Genomic DNA, 18,153 nt, shown 5'->3' on the forward strand with positions numbered 1-18,153 from the left:
AAATTTAATCTGTTGTTGCTTTTGCGTCGTTTTTATTGTCAAGTGTATATAACATTTTAGAGGAAGACTTGCCAGAGCAATTTGTTCGGCGTACATTTGTTAGCAATGAATGTACAATTGATCATCGTTTTTGGGTTATTTGCCTATGCGGCGTTTTATATTGGCCGGATGCTATACCGTAACTTGAAGCCGAAGAAAGGAAAAACTTGTGGCTCCAATTGTAAATGTGGTGTTGATTTTTCCGATGTCCAACCAACAACACAGAAAGCGCAGTAGCTCATTAACTAAACTTTCCTTAGATTTTTTAGGCCTTATGAATGAGGCATACGGCATAGGCTACTATTCCCTCCTTCCGACCAATAAAACCCATTGTCTCATTGGTCGTAGCCTTGATGGAAATATCTTCTTCGTCTATTTCAATGGCTTTCCCTAACTGCGATTTCATTGCGGGTATGTATGGCTTTATTTTTGGCGCTTCTAAGCATAACATCGCATCAATATTTCCAATCGCCCAGCCTTTATTTTTTAACAGCTTAACACATTCTTTTAATAGAACTAAGCTGCTTATTCCTTTCCACCGTTCGTCTGTGTTGGGAAAATGATAGCCGATATCCTCTAAATTAGCAGCGCCTAACAGAGCATCGCATATGGCATGCACTAAGACATCTGCGTCCGAATGGCCAAACGCCCCTGCGTGATGCTCAATTTTTACTCCTCCTAAAATAAACGGATGGTCCTCTTTGAGCTGATGTACATCGAAACCAAAACCGACTTTAATTTTCATCTGTTTATAATTATTTATATGTGCATATTTTCAAGGGCATAAATGAGCTCGTTTCACTCGGTTTGTTTTTTAGTGGTCAGATGGAGCCTTTGATGATTAAACCCCGAAAGGGTTCATGAACACAAAAGCAACCTTTAAAATCTGTGAATAAATCATCATTACCCTGCGTGTTTAATGATGATTTTAATCATGTCGGGTTCATTATTAGAGAAAGATACTAATCCAATTCCGTGTAATAGATATTCAGCTTGGTACGGTTTTCCTTTTTTGCTTTTGCATCGGTTTCGTTATAGCCTTTTAATACCACCCTTGTTGGAGCATTGATATCCGACCAAAAAGGCACACCGTTTATATTAACATTATCCCATGCCGGTGCAATATAAATGGCGGAGTTTTGTACCTTATCTAAGATGACATCCTGAATATAAGATGTTAAGTTAAACACATACCGTTTGTTCGTTTTGTCGTAAAAGCCGCCCAGCGCTTCTTTAGGACCTATTCCATTAAGTCCGTATTGTGACCGGGGATCCCGCATATATCTAGAATCACCGTCTGGGATAGGTTGGTTCTTACCAGCAATGTCTTTGCGATATAAGGTAAGTCTTGGTGCTGGGCCAGCGCTCGTACCAAGATGATCTTCATCCACATAGATTACCAATTGTGCCTTGTTAATGGCTATTTTTTTCCCTTTTAACTGATCAATATTTGGAAAAGATATACGTGTCCTTAAACCACCCATACCCTGTGCATATACAGTTGTCTGGTTGGTATTGGTATTTGCCAGCTGCTCTTGTATAGTGGAGGAATAACTCCGGCTAACGTTACTGGACATGTAGGAGCTAACCTGTGAAGTAGAAGGTAAGGGTATCGGGAACATCTTGGTTAAGGTGGTATCCCTTTCTCCATCTTCTGTCTTTACATGATAAGTAATGGAAATGCCGTTGGGAGATACAGAATTAATTGCCCCTGTACTTGGGTCTATCCTGGTTTCAGAAAATCCAAGCGTAGCCAATCCTCCTATGCCCTGTAGGTTGGGTTTATCAACTGTTAGGAAAAAACCCTTAATATGATTGATAAATCCGGCGTCACTATTTAGTGTAGCAGAATCTAAGCTATGCGCAAAAAGGTTACTGACAAAGTTATTATCCAATCGTAAGCGCATTTGTGGGCTCACCTTCACGGTGCTGTCCTCTCCTGTACTTCCTTTTACAGTAACGGCAACACTATCTGTTAAACGAAATTTATGGATTTGTGCAGAGGCAATGACCTCATCTTTTACATCCCAAACTTTATTGCTATAATAGGTTGAAACAGGGCCATAAATTTCATTTAATGGTTTTACTTGAACAGTATAGGTTGACGAAACAGAATCGCCTACAAAAGAACTTCCATAACGGAAAATTAAAACGGCCGAATCTAGTTGCGCATCTTCAGGCAGACGTGCATCCCCCTCATCAGGGCGAAGTACTGTAAAAGCAACATTTGCCTGGGTTTCGCCAAATATATCATCTTTAAAATAACCGAAAGGAAGTTGCCCAATATTTATGCTCGGGATATTCGACGTTCTATCTTCTGGCAAAAAAACACTTCTTGCACTATCGTCTTTCAAGGTTACCGTGTGCAATGCCAGGGTGTCGTTTAATATCCCATAAAAAGAATCTCCCGGGTTGTTATCTAAACCAATTCCTGATGGGTTTTTACAACTACTTAAAATGAAGAGACTTATTAACAAAGTCAATAAGTCTCGCCTATAATATCTCATCAAAATATTCCATTGTTTTTACCGACATGCTATTAAGCTATTTCGCGAGCGGTAATTTTCGTTAAAAGTACTACAACAAAGCTATAGCTAGCTTTCCCTCACTAAGCTACAGTTTCCAATTCTTCATTGGAAAATTGCTCGTAAAGGTTGCAATAATTTTCGAATTCTGCATCATTTTTGCAGTCAGTAATCGGAATTTCCGTGTTTTTAACAATATTTAACAGTTCGTCGTCTATCTGCTCTTCTGATAATACAACAGCATCTGTATAGCTTAAAGCACCTTTATATAGGCCGTAGTAATTGGCAGCATCATAGCTTGCCAAATCATTAATGCCCATATTCCCAGTAACTGCTTTTTCAGCAAAACGGGCATTTAATTCATGCTCAAACTTATCCGCATACAAAGAATAGATAATCTTTGCATCCTTAAATGTGGGATCATCTTTATATGCTGTTTTAACATAAGCCGGAACTAAAGCACTCATCCAGCCGTGGCAGTGAATTACATCTGGCGACCATCCCAGTTTTTTAACGGTTTCAAGGGCTCCCTTGCAAAAGAAAATGGCACGCTCGTCATTATCCTTAAAGAATTTTCCTTCTTTATCCGTAAATACATGTTTACGTTGGAAATATTCTTCGTTATCTAAAAAGTAAACCTGCATTCTGGCCGCCGGAATGGAAGCAACTTTGATGATCAATGGATTATCGTTGTTGTCCACCACAATGTTCATTCCCGAAAGCCTAATAACCTCATGTAAGCGGTTTCTCCGTTCGTTAATATTGCCAAAACGAGGCATCAATATGCGTATTTCAAACCCTTTTTCCTGCATAGCCTGAGGCAATTCTCTCGTTAACTCAGAAATTTTGCTTAGTTCCAGGAAAGGCGACATCTCGTGGGTAATGTACAATATCTTCGTTTTTGCCATCTCCAATAAATTATGTTTTAGAATTGTTGAATGTGAAACTACCAAACACAAAGTTTACCGGAAGAGCACGGCAAAACTCGTTTCTGATAGTTTTTTAGTCATTAAAAAATTGCTCTAATGAAAAATCGGTCTGCAAATATACGCATTATCTTGTGATATATCAACGATTTATAAAAAAACCTTTGGTTTTATCCATAAAATGTTCAACTTTACCCCCCTGTTCTAATAACAAGGAAATTGGAGATTTTTACCACTAAAATCGCGCTCGATACCTATTTGTCGTCTTTCCGATCAACTAACGGTACTATTGGTTTTGTTGCAACCATGGGGGCTTTGCATGAAGGTCATCTCGCCTTAATTCGACAGTCGAAACAATTGACCGAATTAACCGTATGCAGTATTTTTGTCAATCCAACACAATTTAATGATCCCACTGATTTGGAAAAATATCCCCGACCGATAGAACAGGATATCGCCTTGTTGCAATCAGTGGCTTGTGACGTGCTGTTTATGCCCTCGGTAAACGAAATGTATCCGGATCAAAATGAGCATTGGCATCTTGATCTAGGCGGCTTAGACCTTATCTGGGAAGGCGCTCATAGACCGGGGCATTACCAAGGTGTAACACAGGTTGTGAAGAAGCTTTTTGATGCGATACAGCCTACAGTCGCTTTTTTCGGGCAGAAGGATTTTCAGCAATGTATGGTTATACAGCGCATGGTAGAGCAACTCGGTTTAGCCGTACAGTTAAAAATTGTAGAAACAGTGAGAGATCCTGATGGATTAGCAATGAGCTCTAGAAATGTGCGGCTATCCTCCGAAGGGCGTAAAAATGCATTGGCGCTTTCTCGCGCTTTATTTATGGTTAAGCAGAAACTTAATCAAGGCGAGTCCCTACTCCAGCTAAAAAGAGAAGCGGTAGATTTTCTTCAGCAATCGCCAGGAATAACGCTAGAGTATTTTGCCATCTGTGCCAGCGATACATTAACAGAAATAGAGGTACTAGAGGAGATCGATAAGCCCTTAGTTGCTATCCTTGCCGCTTGGGTTGATGGGGTGAGGTTGATTGATAATGTGTTGTTAATTAGTTAACTTGTTAATAGGAAACTAGTTAAGTTATTGAATTGTTGTTTAATAGTATCAAGACATGAGTATCAAGTATCAAGACGTATTTAGTTGTGAGTTGTCAGTTACGAGTTGTGCGTCCGCAGTCGCCCTATTGCTCATTTTCTTCGGCTAATCATCACACTGGCTAATTAGCTGATCCGCTACTATCACCACTTAACTACTCACCATATTCCCTACTCCCTAATATAATTTACAAATCATATTTCCCCATCCCTTTGGCTGATTAACAGTCAATCCCTATCTTTGTAACATGATTATCGAGGTGTTGAAATCGAAAATTCATCGGGTAAAGGTAACGCAGGCCGAATTAAACTACGTGGGGAGTATTACCATCGATGAAGATTTAATAGAAGCGGCCAATATTATACCGAATGAGAAAGTGCAGATTGTAAATAACAACAATGGGGCACGCTTTGAAACGTATGTAATTAAAGGTAAGCGGGGCTCTGGTATTGTTTGTTTAAATGGTGCAGCAGCGCGTTTGGCACAAGTAGGAGATATTGTCATCATTATTTCATACTGTCAACTGCCTTTTGAGGAAGCAAAAAAACATGAACCTATTCTTGTTTTCCCCGATCATAACAATAAATTGGTAAAGTAGTTAGTAAAAAACCCTATCTTTACCAAAACCCTTAATAATGACCTTTGATTTAACCGAAGAACAATTATTGATTCGGGACACGGCGAGAGATTTTGCAGCGACCGCACTTAAACCCGGCGTCATCGAGCGGGATGAAAAGCAACAGTTTCCAACAGAGCAGGTCAAGCAATTGGGTGAGCTTGGTTTTATGGGCATGATGACTAGTCCGACATACAATGGTGCCGGCTTGGACACGATATCGTACGTTTTGGTCATGGAAGAGCTCTCTAAAGTTGATGCCTCTACTTCTGTTGTGGTTTCTGTAAATAATTCGCTGGTTTGCTATGGCTTAGAGCAATTTGGTACAGACTTCCAAAAGGAAAAATACCTGAAACCACTGGCCGAAGGCACGAAAATTGGCGCGTTTTGCTTGTCCGAACCAGAAGCAGGTTCGGATGCTACTTCGCAGCATACAAGGGCAGAAGATAAGGGTGATCATTATCTAATTAATGGTACCAAAAATTGGATTACCAATGGGAATAGTGCTTCGATTTACCTGGTTATTGCCCAAACCCATGCTGATAGCGGGCACCGTGGTATTAATGCATTCATTCTCGAAAAGGGTATGGAAGGGTTTATTGTCGGACCTAAAGAGAATAAATTGGGCATACGGGGCTCTGATACGCATTCATTGCTTTTCACTGATGTAAAAGTGCCTAAGGAAAATAGGATAGGGGAAGATGGTTTCGGTTTTAAGTTTGCGATGAAAGTCTTAGAAGGCGGTCGCATAGGGATCGCGGCACAAGCACTTGGCATAGCATCCGGAGCGTTTGAATTGGCAACAGCCTATGCAAAAGAACGGAAAACTTTCGGTAAACCTATCGCAGAGCACCAAGCTATACAGTTTAAACTGGCTGATATGTATACACAGATCGAGGCTGCGCGATTATTGTGTCTGAAGGCTGCTTGGCTAAAAGATCAAGGATTGCCTTACGCAGAAGCGGCTGCCACGGCTAAATTATTTGCTTCGGAAGTAGCGATGAAGGTAACCGTAGAGGCAGTACAAATTCACGGTGGATATGGTTTTGTGAAAGAATATCATGTAGAGCGACTCATGCGCGATGCCAAGATCACCCAAATCTATGAAGGAACATCGGAAATTCAGCGTTTGGTAATTTCTAGGGCAATATTAAAAACCTGAGCTTTTTTAACTATCGAAAATTCGATCATTTAACCCATGAGCTAATCAACGACTATCCCTACTGAATTATTAGTATAGTATCAAGACATCAGTATCAAGTATCAAGACGTATTTAGTTGTGAGTTGCCCGTTACGCGTTGTAAGCAGGTGTCTCCTATCTAATGTCTAATATCTCCTATCTAATTTAGACCTTTGCTAAAGTTGTGCAGTTATGCGTACTCATTATCACATTGGCTAATCATCCCATTAGCTATCACTTATTTACTAACAACTAACAACGAATAACGAACAACGAATAACTAACAACGAATAACAAACAACGAATACGCAATACGGATGCTTGATTAGAAAGAAAGATTAGTACCTTAGCGTAATTTATTTTTTGCAATGAATAATAGCATACGTTTTTATGTATTTGGAGCGTTGATGATAGGACTTGCTTCCGGATGCACAAATAAAGCAGTAGAACTCCATAATGGCATTTGGCGAGGAACCCTGACAACCGATTCTACGGTAGACATTCCGTTTAATTTTGAGGTATACGATTCTTTGGGCAAGAAGCAAGTGGCCTTCCTGAATGGTAGAGAAAGGTTGAATATCAATGATGTTACAGAAACCCCTGATTCTGTATTTATTAGCACTCCTCTTTATGAGGGAGAGATTAGGGCGTTAAAGTCGACCGAAGGCTTGGTAGGTACTTGGATAAAGCATCTTCCGGGAAAAACCATTACCATGCCTTTTTCGGCCGAAGCAAATCAAAACTATCGCTTTGTCAAAACAGCGGATACAGGACAAGTAAATGTTACGGGAAGGTGGTCTGTGCAATTTTATAAAGGAATGGACACAACGTTTGCTGTAGGTGAATTTGAGCAATCGGGCAGTCAGGTAACGGGTTCTTTTTTGACAACAACGGGTGATTATCGTTTTTTGAGTGGTGTAATCGATAGAAATACCTTTATGGTTTCTGCTTTTAGTGGTTCAAATCCGATGCTCTTCACTGCCGATATCACTGATCAAGATAACCTACTTAATGGTAAGCTATATGCTGGGCCTGGTACGGTTATGCGCTGGTCTGCCCGTAGAGATGAAGATGCGATGCTTCCAGATGCCTATAAAATTGCTGGACTAAAATCAGGTAATGATCGCATTTCATTCCGTTTTAACGATTTGGACGGCAATGCTGTGTCATTAGACGATAAGCGTTTCCAAGACAAGGTCGTTATTGTGCAATTCATGGGATCTTGGTGCCCTAATTGTATGGATGAAACAGCCTTTTTGGCTCCTTTTTATGATCAATATAAAACAAAAGGGGTTGAGGTCATAGGTCTAGCCTATGAACGCTATAAAGAGCCGGAAAAAGCGAAGGCCGCGGTGTTGCACCTTAAAGATAGATTTCAAGTGCATTACCCCCTTTTACTTACAGGCTATACCAATGACAAAGGGCAGGTGGAAGAAAGCATCCCCGCTTTAGACAACTTTTCCGCATTCCCAACAACGATCATCATCGATAAAAGTGGAGCGGTTTATAAAATACATACTGGTTTCAATGGCCCCGCAACGGGCAAACATTATACAGATTTTGTACAGGAATTTAAGCATGAAATCGATAGCCTATTAGCGCAGTAAGAAGCTATGGGTTGCGCGTTGCCAGTTGCCGATGTGCGTAACATGACGTACAATGCATCACTAAATATGGTTTAACAGGGCTCGGTGTTTACTTTTTACTTTTGAATTATCAATGAATAAACAGCTTTATTGGTTATCCTTATTATGTAGTATTTGTATTGTTTTTTCTTGCGCATCTACCAAACATGTGGATATTCCACCGGTAACGATATATGCGAATGCCCCAGGGGTGCCTGTCTATCAAGAATCCTATCCCATTAAGATTGCACTAAAACATACCAAGCTCGATCTCCGCTTTGATTGGGAGAAAAGTTGGGTATTCGGAGAAGCAACCTTAACCGTTCAACCCTATTTTTATCCTCAGGATTCGGTTGTATTAGATGCTAATGGATTTGATGTGCAAGAAGTCGCCCGGTTGACATCCAATGGAAAAAGTCGGCTGCATTACACATACAACGGAAAAAAACTTGCTATTGCGCTGGATAAATCCTATACGAAAGATGAATCGTGTGAGCTGTTTATTCGCTATATCGCCAAGCCAAACGAATTGCAAGTTGGGGAAGATATCGCGTCGATAGACGATCGTGGATTATACTTTATCCAACCCAATTCCGAGATAGGTATCCCGAGGCAATTATGGTCGCAAGGTGAAACCGAATGTAACTCAAACTGGTTTCCTACCGTAAACAACACCATGGTTAAAATGACGCAGGAGGTGAGCTTAACAGTACCCGATTCTATGGTAACTCTTTCCAATGGTTTGATGAAAACTTCCCGAAAAAATGGAGATGGTACACGAACAGATACTTGGTTGCAAGATAAACCCCATTCACCATATTTGACCATGATTGCAGCGGGTGTCTTCCAAGTAACCAAAGACGAATGGCAAGGAAAGGAGGTAAGTTATTACATGGAGCCGGCGTTTGCTCCTTATGCTCGGAAGATTTTCGGAAATACACCGGAAATGCTGTCCTTTTTCTCTCAGAAATTGGGCGTTACTTACCCCTGGGACAAGTATGCGCAGATTGTGGTACGCAATTTTGTCAGTGGCGCGATGGAAAATACGACGGCAACCGTTTTTTTCGATCGGATGAACCTAACTCCGGCAGCCTATAAAGATGAAACGTATGAAGATATTATCGCTCATGAGCTTTTTCATCACTGGTTTGGCGACTTAGTAACGGCCGAATCATGGTCCAATTTACCACTTAACGAGTCCTTTGCGACCTATGGCGAGTATTTGTGGATTACCCATAAATACGGACAAGAAGCAGCAGATATGCATGCGCTAAATGATATATTGACCTATTTTGATAAAGATACCAATGCCACACTTGATGTTATCCGTTTTGACTATGCTAACCGGGAACAACTATTTGATGCTGTTTCTTACCAGAAAGGTGGTCGGATATTGCACATGTTGCGCAAAACAGTGGGCGATGAAGCATTCTTTGCGGCACTTCAATGGTATTTAAAACAGCATGCCTACCAGTCGGTAGAAATACACGATTTACGCCTAGCGTTTGAAAAGGTGACCGGGCAAGATTTGAATTGGTTTTTTAATCAGTGGTTTTTGGCCTCGGGCAATCCCGATCTACATATCGAAAGCCAATATGAAGATAGCACGAAACAAGTGGTCGTAAACTTAACACAGCAACAAGACTTAACGAAATATCCGTTATACCGGCTGCCAATGGCAGTAGATCTGTATGTGCAGGGTAAGGTGATACGAAAACAGATTACATTGACCAAGCAACAGGAGACCTTTAGGTTTCCACTGGCAGAAGCACCGCAGCTGGTGGATGTTGATGCGGATAAATACCTGCTTGCTCGTAAAGAAGAACAGAAAACATTATCCGAATGGATTTTTCAATACCAACATGCACCGTTGTTTATGGATCGATTTGAAGCCATTCAGCAGCTCTTAGAGACTATTCAGGAACCGAGAGCGCAGCAAATACTGATAACAGCCTTACAAGATAAGGCGTGGATTATCCGTTTAATGGTGCTCCAAGGATTAGAAAAATTCTCGAAAGCAGATTTAAAAGAGATTTTCCCGACAATAAAGAAACTAGCTATTTCAGACAGTCGATCTTATGTACGGGCAGGAGCAATTATGCAGTTAAAAAACCTTTATAACAAATCTGATATTAAAGAAATTTTAGAAATGGCGGTCAAGGACGATGCGCCAAGTGTACAACAAGCACTTCACAACGGAAAATAGACATGGCAAAGATATTGTTAATAGAGGATGACGATCGTTTAGCTAACTTTATCCAAAAAGGCTTGGAAGAACAGCTTTATGCTGTTTCCAGGGCGCACAATGGTTATGAAGCGTTAGCCGTTACACAAGACATCACTTTTGATCTGATTATCTTAGATATTATGCTTCCGGATATTTCCGGTTTCCAAATCTGTACAACGCTACGCGAACGTAAAATAACGACGGCCATCCTTATCTTAAGTGCCCTGAATACGACGGATGAAAAAGTAAAGGGCTTACAGGCTGGGGCTGATGATTATTTAGGAAAGCCATTTCACTTTGAAGAACTCTTGGCTAGAATTAATGCCCACTTAAGACGGAAGTCGTTTGAACGGGGGATTACCGATACACAAAAATATGCCGACCTAGAAATCAATATTGCCGAGCAGACCGCTAAACGGGCAGGCAAAACCATCTTACTTTCTCCCCGTGAATATAAATTGCTACTTTTCCTACTTAATCACCGTGAGCATATTGTTTCGCGAACTCAAATAGCAGAGGCCGTTTGGGATATCCACTTTAATACGCATACCAATGTGGTGGATGTTTACATCAATTATCTGCGAAATAAAGTAGATAAGGGATTCGACTTTCCCTTAATTCATACTGTTAAAGGTAGAGGATACTTACTTAAACAGAAAACATGACCTTACGGCTTAAATTAGCATGGAACACAACGCTTATTGTAGCCCTTATCCTAGGTCTCACTTTTCTAGGTACCTATATACTGTTTAAACAACACAATGTGCGATTGTTTTATGAACGCCTGCAAGCGCATGCGATTACGGCTGCCTTCTTTCATCTGGAGAAAGATGAATTAAACGCACAAAAGTATCAGCTTGTTGAGCAGAAATACTTGGAAATCCGCAATGAATCGATTCGATTTTATGATAAAAATAATCATGCTGTTTTTGAGCATGACACGCTAAACTATTCCATTAACGCCGAGGTTCTGGAGCAGATCAGAATCAATAAGGTGTATTATTTCAGTCAGCAAGACCGACAATTTGCAGGTATTTTTTATCGGGATAATGAAGGTGATTTTGTGGTAGTGGTATCGGCTGTAGATCATGATGGACAAATTCAACTGGATAAGCTGAAATTATACCTGTCCTTGTTCTTTTTATTCGGACTTGGATTAGGCTTTTTACTTACCCAATTGTTGGCTAAACAAACATTTAGTCCTTTTTCCAAACTAATTGCCAGTGTAAACACCATCACCGCGCATAATTTACATGCTCGCTTGGAAATTCATGGAAGAGAAAAAGACGAGTTGACCTCGCTTACTCAAGCTTTTAATTTATTGTTAGAGCGTTTAGAAAAAGGGGTAAACAGTCAGCAGAACTTTTTAAAACATGCTTCACACGAACTCAAGACGCCTTTGGCTACCATGATCAGTAATTTGGAAGTAACACTTTCTAGAGACAGAAGCAATGAGGAATATAGAGAACGAATGGAAGCCTTATATACCGACGCCCTACATATAAATGCTATTGTCGAAGGCCTGCTTTTACTTTCTGGATTGGAAGCTTCTCAGGATATTCAGTTAACACCTACTCGAATTGATGAGTTATTGTGGGATCTATTGGAAAAAACAAGTATTCGTTATCCATCAGCTATTATGGAGATGAATTTAGATGGTATGGAGGAAAATCCGCACCTGTTGGAAGTTTTAGCTAATCGTGATTTACTGATGATCGCTATTGGAAATTTAGTGGATAATGCGCTGAAATTTTCCGCTAATCAACCGGTGACATTGCGATTGGAGCTTGAACTCGGAATGTTACGTTTAGCTATACAGGATCAGGGTATTGGCATTGAGGTTGATGAGCTTTTGCCCATATTCGATCTTTTCTATCGAAGTACTAAAGACCCTTCTATCCCAGGACATGGCATCGGATTATACCTGAGTAAGCAAATTTTGGATCTCCACCAGATTCAAATCCGTATAGTACCTAATCACCCTAAAGGTACCATATTTTATTTATTGTTTCCAGACTATCATCAAAAGGAAAGGTTATTTTAATCAACCTATTACAACGTGACACGAGTTACCAACTTATTATTTCCTTAATTTTAAGGATAGGTAAATATTTACTATCTTGATTGCTTATTCTTAAATTTTTGTATCACATGCCCGTTCTTGATAGCGAAAATACCGCATTTGCCCAAGCTTTGTCGTTTGTCAACCATACCAACCGGCCCATCTTTTTAACCGGAAAAGCAGGAACAGGAAAAACGACTTTCCTGAAATATATTCGAGAACATACCTATAAAAAAATGGCTATTGTTGCCCCTACCGGTGTAGCGGCCATTAACGCTGGAGGTACAACCATTCACTCCCTATTCTTTTTGCCCTTCGGATTATATCTAGCAGATTATGTTTTGGCATGGAATGAGTCAGATCATCATATTTATAATAAACAACGGTTGTTTGGAAAGATAAAGTTAACGAAACAACGCCGTGCGCTATTGCAGGAACTTGACCTGCTTATTATCGATGAAGTATCTATGCTCCGCTCAGATACCTTGGATGCTATTGATACCATTTTACGATGGGCCAGACGCAATGCTGCCCCATATGGAGGGATACAGGTTTTGTTTATTGGTGATCTTTACCAGCTTCCACCAGTGGTTAAAAACCATGAACAGGCCCTACTCTATCAGCATTATAAAAGTCCTTTCTTTTTTGATGCGCACGTTATGCAGGAGGCTCCGCCCATTCAGCTAGAGCTACGTAAAATTTATCGACAACAAGATGTGGGCTTCATCGAATTGCTTCATGACATCCGCAATAATAGTTGTTCAGCAGAGGCACTTGATCGACTGAATACCTATTACCGTCCATCATTTAACCCTAAATCTGAAGAAGCTTACATTACCCTCACTTCCCATAACCATTTAGCAGATGCGATTAATCAGCAAGAATTAGATAAATTACCTGGGGCGAGTATCTGTTTTGAGGCTGCTATTAAGGGGGACTTTTCTTCCAATGCGTACCCGACAGAAAGCAGCCTTTATCTAAAAGAAGGAGCACAAGTGATGTTTATTAAGAACGATAAGGGAGACGAGCGGCGTTATTATAATGGAAAGATTGGAATCGTTGAGCGGATAAACCGCCAGAAAGGAGAGCTAATCATCCGTTTTTTAGGAGAAAAAGAACTTTTTACCGTAGAGCAGGAAGAATGGAAAAACTTACGCTATAATTATGATATACAAACCGATAAGGTTAATGAAGAAACGTTGGGAACCTTTAAGCAATATCCCATACGCCTCGCCTGGGCGGTTACGATACACAAAAGCCAGGGCTTAACTTTTGATCGGGCTGTGATTGATGCTGGAGCCAGTTTTGCACCTGGACAGGTTTATGTCGCCTTAAGTAGGCTTACGGGTCTCGAAGGACTTGTATTGCGTTCAAAAATCTCGCCGAATAGCATACGAACGGATCCGCATGTAGCAGCATTTTCCAATCAGCAGCTGGAGGATGAACAAATTCAGGAAATTTTGTTACAGGAGCAGCAAGCATATTTACTGCATAATTTAAGCAAGGCTTTTGCTTGGAATAGCCTTACATTAGAAACTAACCATTTGAAAGATGAGCTCATGACCAAGCAAATTCCAGATAAAACATTGGCTTATAGGGAGATGTCTGCTATAGCGAAGGCTTGTAACGCACAATTTGACGTAGCCGAAAAATTTAGGAATTGGTTACAGGTACAGCTTGCTGATGTTAATAGCCTGTCTATTGATACCATCCATGAACGTGTACAAAAGGCGGTAACATGGTTTCAAAAGCATATTGATGTTGAATTAATCGCTCCTTTGCAACAACATATCGAAGCTTGGAAGCTTAAAAAGAAGAATAAAAAGTATTTAAAAGCATTGGATGATGTGCAACTTACCTATAGGCGGAAAAGAGAACAGTTGAAGCAGTGTATAAGCATCACGGAGGCTATCCGGAACGGTCGGAACATAACAGCTGTTATTCGAGAAATTTCAGCTCAAGAATCTTTAATAACATCAAAATCCCAGCAAGACCAATCTGGGAAAACCGTTAAAGGAGAGACCAGACGCATTAGTCTGGAACTCTTCCAGAAGGGAAATGCGGTGTCAACAATTGCAAACCTTAGGGGCTTGACGGAGGGAACAGTAATTTCCCATTTAATTCAATATATTGGAACCGACCTAGATGCAACGGAACTGCTCGCACATGATAAGTTGGAAGCCATTATGGCAATGCTGCATCAACATCCAGGTAAAACCTTGACAGAAGTTCGGCGCCTTCTAAATCATGAAGTCGAGTTTCACGAAATCAGGATTGCACAGGCAGCAATAAAAAAAACTCATTATCTTAGCAAAAAAATAAATAACAATGACAGATTTAGCTAAACAAGAAGTTTTTTCAGCAATAGAAGCAACCTTAAAGGAGCAAGGTTTTACAATTGATAAGCAAGATCAAACCCGGCCATGGGGAGGTTTTTTTGTAATAGATGAAGGTCAAGCCCAGAAGTTTGCAGATACGTATTTTGATGGATTGAATGTTCAGGATTTAAAGATTTCGGGCAAGTTGAGTCCAAAAATATTAGTAGTTGCACCACATAAGCGCTTATCATGGCAATACCATCATCGCCGTGCAGAAATCTGGCAGGTCATTAAAGGGGATGTTGGTGTGGTGATCAGTGATACTGATGTCGAAAAAGAAGTAAAAACAAAACATCCGGGAGATGTAATTAAATTAGAGAAAGGAGAACGCCATCGCTTAGTGGGTTTAGATGGATGGGGAGTGCTAGCGGAGATCTGGCAGCATACGGATATTGATAACCCTTCAGATGAAGACGATATCGTGCGTGTACAAGATGATTTTGGTAGATAGATAGTGGTTAAGTAGTGAAGTAGTGAATAGGGAATTAGCCAATGAGATGTTTAGCCAATGTGATCATGAGTACGCACACCTGCTCGCAACGCGTAACTGAAAGGACACTCATAACACGCAACTGGCAACTCACAACTAAATACGTCTTGATACTTATGTCTTGATACTATTAAACAATAACTCAACGACTTAACAAGTTTCCTATTAATAAGTTAGCTAGTTAACAAAAAAGAAGCATGACAAATTACAACGAAGATAGTATCCGATCCTTAGATTGGAAAGAACACATCAGATTACGGCCTGGTATGTATATTGGTAAGCTAGGTGATGGATCTGCATATGACGATGGAATTTATGTGCTCTTAAAAGAAGTAGTCGACAATTCGATCGATGAATTTGTTATGGGAGCAGGAAAGACCATTGACATTAGCGTGAGCGAACTGAAGGTTTCCGTACGTGATTATGGCCGAGGTATTCCTATTGGTAGCGTCGTCGATGTCGTGTCAAAAATCAATACTGGAGGTAAATACGATAGTAAAGCTTTTCAGAAATCGGTTGGACTGAATGGAGTAGGTACAAAAGCAGTAAATGCCCTATCCTCCTCCTTTACAGTGCAATCTTATCGGGCTGGCCGCACCCGTATTGCTGATTTTAGCCGTGGAGAACTCTTGAAGGACGAAGAGAAAGAGACTACCCAACGGAACGGGACAGCCGTTAGTTTTATTCCGGACGACAGTATTTTCCGTAACTATAAATATCGTCCGGAGTTTGTGGAAAACATGATCTGGAACTATGTTTTTCTCAATGCAGGATTAACCGTCAATTTTAATGGGCAGAAGTTTTTTTCTGAACATGGACTGCGTGACTTGTTGGAGCGGAATATAGAGGTCGAAGGGATGCGTTATCCGATCATTCACCTGCGTGGTGAGGATATCGAGATCGCCTTAACCCATGGGCAGCAATATGGTGAAGAATACTACTCTTTTGTCAATGGCCAGCATACCACCCAGGGAGGTACACACCAAGCTGCTTTTCGAGAAGCTTTGGTGAAAACCATCCGTGAGTTTTATAAAAAGGAATTTGATGCAGCCGACGTCCGTGCTTCTATTATTGGTGCCATAGCCATTAAAGTGCAAGAGCCGGTATTCGAATCGCAGACGAAAACGAAATTGGGCTCACAAAGTATCGGTCCGGATGGGCCAACTGTACGGACTTTTATCAATGATTTTGTCAAAAAGTCCCTGGATGACTATTTGCATAAACACCCCGATACAGCGGATGCTTTACAAAAACGAATTTTACAGTCTGAACGTGAACGTAAGGATATTGCTGGTATCAAAAAACTCGCTAATGAACGGGCTAAAAAGGCGTCTTTGCATAACCGTAAATTGCGTGACTGCAAAATACACTATGATGATAAAAATGAACGGAATCAGGAAACAACGCTGTTTATTACGGAGGGAGATTCGGCTAGTGGTTCTATCACCAAATCCAGGGATGTACAGACACAAGCCGTGTTCAGTTTAAAAGGTAAACCACTAAATGCCTTTGGGTTGACGAAAAAGGTAGTGTACGAAAATGAAGAATTTAATCTGCTACAGCATGCCTTGAATATTGAAGATGGTTTAGACGGGCTTCGCTACAATAATATTGTTATAGCCACAGATGCTGATGTCGATGGTATGCATATTCGTCTACTCTTGATGACCTTTTTCTTGCAGTTCTTTCCTGAGTTGGTAAAGGCAGGACATGTATCCATCTTACAGACACCACTGTTCCGTGTCAGAAATAAAAAAGAAACCATTTATTGTTACAGCGATGAAGAAAGGCAGCGCGCTATCATTAAATTGGGAGGAAAACCGGAAATAACCCGATTTAAGGGGCTCGGTGAAATTTCACCAGACGAATTTGGTTTGTTTATCGGTAAAGATATGCGCCTAGACCCTGTAATCTTATCAAAAGAAAATAAAATTCAGCAATTGCTAGAGTATTATATGGGAAAAAATACGCCTGATCGACAAAAACATATCGTAAATAACCTGCGCATAGAACAAGATGTTGCAGAAGACGAGCCTGTTGTGGCCGAAAAAGATTTAAAGGAGGCTGTTTAGGTAAGAAGCTGATGGAACAAACGCTTATTCTCATCCACTGTACAGATTCGGTAGGTTTGGTTTCTTCTATTGCCCATGTGTTGGCTGCGCATCAGTTGAATATTATTACCATGCGGGAATATGTTGACGAAGCAACCAAACGCTTTTTTGCGCGTATTATCTGTACCGGAAAATCTATTCTACCCGATGAGGTGCGTACAGAATTGGAGGGTGTACTGCCCAAAGGGGCCCAGGTGACGGTCAATCCAAAGGAACAGAAAAAGCTGGCTATTTTGGTTACGAAAGAACCCCATTGCTTAGGAGATACCCTTGTTCGCTTTTTCTTTCATACGTTAGGAGCAGAAGTCTGTTGTGTCATTGGTAATTACGACAACTTACGGGAATTTACCGAACGATTTAACGTTCCCTTCCATTATATTAGTCATGAAGGGAAAACAAAAGATGATTTTGAGAAGGAATTGCACCGTACCGTTTATCATTATCACCCAGACTATGTGGTTTTGGCAAAATTCATGCGTATCCTGTCGCCTACCTTCGTTGCACATTATCGAGGGCGAATAATCAATATTCACCATTCCTTTCTTCCTGCCTTTATTGGCGCAAATCCTTACCAGCAAGCGTATACAAGAGGCGTTAAATTAATTGGAGCAACCGCACATTTTGTTACCGATGATCTGGATGAGGGACCTATTATTGCACAAGATATCAAACCGGTTAATCACACGTACACAGCGGAAGATATGCGAAAGGCCGGAAAGGAAATCGAAAAAGCGGTACTAAGTAAGGCTTTGGCGCTGGTTATCGAAGATCGGGTCTTTGTCACTGGAAATAAAACCGTAGTGTTTGACTAAAAGGATCTAATTGAAAAATAAACGCGGACAAATAATAAAACCGAACAG

15 protein-coding genes are annotated in these 18,153 nt (G+C 40.6%); 12 read left to right on the forward strand and 3 right to left on the reverse strand.

Features of this window, described 5'->3' with window-relative positions; all coding sequences use genetic code 11:
- Positions 1-105: 105 nt before the first annotated feature.
- Positions 106-276 carry a FeoB-associated Cys-rich membrane protein gene (locus tag ABD930_RS05045; RefSeq protein ID WP_345230613.1) on the forward strand — a complete coding sequence of 57 codons (171 nt, stop codon included), beginning with the start codon at positions 106-108 and terminating at the stop codon, positions 274-276.
- A 28-nt stretch (positions 277-304) separates the two neighbouring features.
- On the opposite strand, the gene ispF is transcribed toward ABD930_RS05045, so the two are convergent.
- The 3 genes from ispF to ABD930_RS05060 all read right to left on the reverse strand — a co-directional run bounded on the left by ispF (position 305) and on the right by ABD930_RS05060 (position 3,472).
- The gene (gene ispF / locus ABD930_RS05050; protein WP_345230614.1) at positions 305-784 is read right to left on the reverse strand and encodes a 2-C-methyl-D-erythritol 2,4-cyclodiphosphate synthase; all 480 of its coding nucleotides are present in this window, start codon (positions 782-784) and stop codon (positions 305-307) included.
- A gap of 217 nt (positions 785-1,001) precedes the next feature.
- Positions 1,002-2,546: a DUF4270 family protein gene (locus ABD930_RS05055; protein ID WP_345230815.1), complete on the reverse strand. Its 1,545-nt coding sequence runs from the start codon at positions 2,544-2,546 to the stop codon at positions 1,002-1,004.
- A gap of 101 nt (positions 2,547-2,647) precedes the next feature.
- Positions 2,648-3,472, reverse strand: coding sequence for a glycogen/starch synthase (locus ABD930_RS05060; protein WP_345230615.1), 825 nt, complete (start codon positions 3,470-3,472; stop codon positions 2,648-2,650).
- A gap of 237 nt (positions 3,473-3,709) precedes the next feature.
- Between ABD930_RS05060 and panC the strand changes: the two genes are divergently transcribed.
- The 11 genes from panC to purU all read left to right on the forward strand — a co-directional run bounded on the left by panC (position 3,710) and on the right by purU (position 18,105).
- Positions 3,710-4,564 (forward strand): pantoate--beta-alanine ligase, encoded by an 855-nt coding sequence (panC, locus tag ABD930_RS05065; RefSeq protein ID WP_345230616.1) that lies wholly within the window; start codon positions 3,710-3,712, stop codon positions 4,562-4,564.
- A 286-nt stretch (positions 4,565-4,850) separates the two neighbouring features.
- Positions 4,851-5,201: an aspartate 1-decarboxylase gene (gene panD, locus ABD930_RS05070; protein WP_345230617.1), complete on the forward strand. Its 351-nt coding sequence runs from the start codon at positions 4,851-4,853 to the stop codon at positions 5,199-5,201.
- A gap of 37 nt (positions 5,202-5,238) precedes the next feature.
- Positions 5,239-6,381, forward strand: coding sequence for an acyl-CoA dehydrogenase family protein (locus ABD930_RS05075; protein WP_345230618.1), 1,143 nt, complete (start codon positions 5,239-5,241; stop codon positions 6,379-6,381).
- A 387-nt stretch (positions 6,382-6,768) separates the two neighbouring features.
- On the forward strand, positions 6,769-8,007 hold the full coding sequence (locus tag ABD930_RS05080; RefSeq protein ID WP_345230619.1) for a TlpA disulfide reductase family protein: 1,239 nt from the start codon (positions 6,769-6,771) through the stop codon (positions 8,005-8,007).
- A 112-nt stretch (positions 8,008-8,119) separates the two neighbouring features.
- Positions 8,120-10,231 (forward strand): M1 family aminopeptidase, encoded by a 2,112-nt coding sequence (locus ABD930_RS05085; RefSeq protein WP_345230620.1) that lies wholly within the window; start codon positions 8,120-8,122, stop codon positions 10,229-10,231.
- Positions 10,232-10,233: 2 nt separating this feature from the next.
- A complete protein-coding gene (locus ABD930_RS05090) occupies positions 10,234-10,917 on the forward strand; it encodes a response regulator transcription factor (protein WP_345230621.1) in 684 nt (227 codons plus the stop codon).
- Positions 10,914-12,296, forward strand: coding sequence for a HAMP domain-containing sensor histidine kinase (locus tag ABD930_RS05095; protein WP_345230622.1), 1,383 nt, complete (start codon positions 10,914-10,916; stop codon positions 12,294-12,296). Before ABD930_RS05090 ends, ABD930_RS05095 begins: the two co-directional genes overlap by 4 nt.
- Positions 12,297-12,403: 107 nt before the next feature.
- Positions 12,404-14,659, forward strand: a complete 2,256-nt coding sequence (locus tag ABD930_RS05100) for a helix-turn-helix domain-containing protein (protein WP_345230623.1) — start codon at positions 12,404-12,406, stop codon at positions 14,657-14,659.
- On the forward strand, positions 14,643-15,143 hold the full coding sequence (locus tag ABD930_RS05105; protein WP_345230624.1) for a cupin domain-containing protein: 501 nt from the start codon (positions 14,643-14,645) through the stop codon (positions 15,141-15,143). The genes ABD930_RS05100 and ABD930_RS05105 overlap by 17 nt, the downstream gene beginning before the upstream one ends.
- 236 nt (positions 15,144-15,379) lie before the next feature.
- The gene (locus ABD930_RS05110) at positions 15,380-17,254 is read left to right on the forward strand and encodes a DNA topoisomerase IV subunit B (protein WP_345230625.1); all 1,875 of its coding nucleotides are present in this window, start codon (positions 15,380-15,382) and stop codon (positions 17,252-17,254) included.
- Positions 17,255-17,265: 11 nt separating this feature from the next.
- Complete coding sequence (purU, locus tag ABD930_RS05115) at positions 17,266-18,105, forward strand: formyltetrahydrofolate deformylase (protein ID WP_345230626.1); 840 nt, start codon at positions 17,266-17,268, stop codon at positions 18,103-18,105.
- Positions 18,106-18,153 lie beyond the last annotated feature (48 nt).

Origin of the sequence: Olivibacter ginsenosidimutans, assembly GCF_039542865.1 — a bacterium.
Classification (GTDB): domain Bacteria; phylum Bacteroidota; class Bacteroidia; order Sphingobacteriales; family Sphingobacteriaceae; genus Olivibacter; species Olivibacter ginsenosidimutans.

Bases quoted from the DNA above. Each gene is read 5' to 3' on its own strand.
- ABD930_RS05045 (WP_345230613.1), top strand. From the start codon at position 106: ATGAATGTACAATTGATCATCGTTTTTGGGTTATTTGCCTATGCGGCG.
- ispF (WP_345230614.1), bottom strand. From the start codon at position 784: ATGAAAATTAAAGTCGGTTTTGGTTTCGATGTACATCAGCTCAAAGAG.
- ABD930_RS05055 (WP_345230815.1), bottom strand. From the start codon at position 2,546: ATGAGATATTATAGGCGAGACTTATTGACTTTGTTAATAAGTCTCTTC.
- ABD930_RS05060 (WP_345230615.1), bottom strand. From the start codon at position 3,472: ATGGCAAAAACGAAGATATTGTACATTACCCACGAGATGTCGCCTTTC.
- panD (WP_345230617.1), top strand. From the start codon at position 4,851: ATGATTATCGAGGTGTTGAAATCGAAAATTCATCGGGTAAAGGTAACG.
- ABD930_RS05075 (WP_345230618.1), top strand. From the start codon at position 5,239: ATGACCTTTGATTTAACCGAAGAACAATTATTGATTCGGGACACGGCG.
- ABD930_RS05080 (WP_345230619.1), top strand. From the start codon at position 6,769: ATGAATAATAGCATACGTTTTTATGTATTTGGAGCGTTGATGATAGGA.
- ABD930_RS05085 (WP_345230620.1), top strand. From the start codon at position 8,120: ATGAATAAACAGCTTTATTGGTTATCCTTATTATGTAGTATTTGTATT.
- ABD930_RS05090 (WP_345230621.1), top strand. From the start codon at position 10,234: ATGGCAAAGATATTGTTAATAGAGGATGACGATCGTTTAGCTAACTTT.
- ABD930_RS05095 (WP_345230622.1), top strand. From the start codon at position 10,914: ATGACCTTACGGCTTAAATTAGCATGGAACACAACGCTTATTGTAGCC.
- ABD930_RS05100 (WP_345230623.1), top strand. From the start codon at position 12,404: ATGCCCGTTCTTGATAGCGAAAATACCGCATTTGCCCAAGCTTTGTCG.
- ABD930_RS05105 (WP_345230624.1), top strand. From the start codon at position 14,643: ATGACAGATTTAGCTAAACAAGAAGTTTTTTCAGCAATAGAAGCAACC.
- ABD930_RS05110 (WP_345230625.1), top strand. From the start codon at position 15,380: ATGACAAATTACAACGAAGATAGTATCCGATCCTTAGATTGGAAAGAA.
- purU (WP_345230626.1), top strand. From the start codon at position 17,266: ATGGAACAAACGCTTATTCTCATCCACTGTACAGATTCGGTAGGTTTG.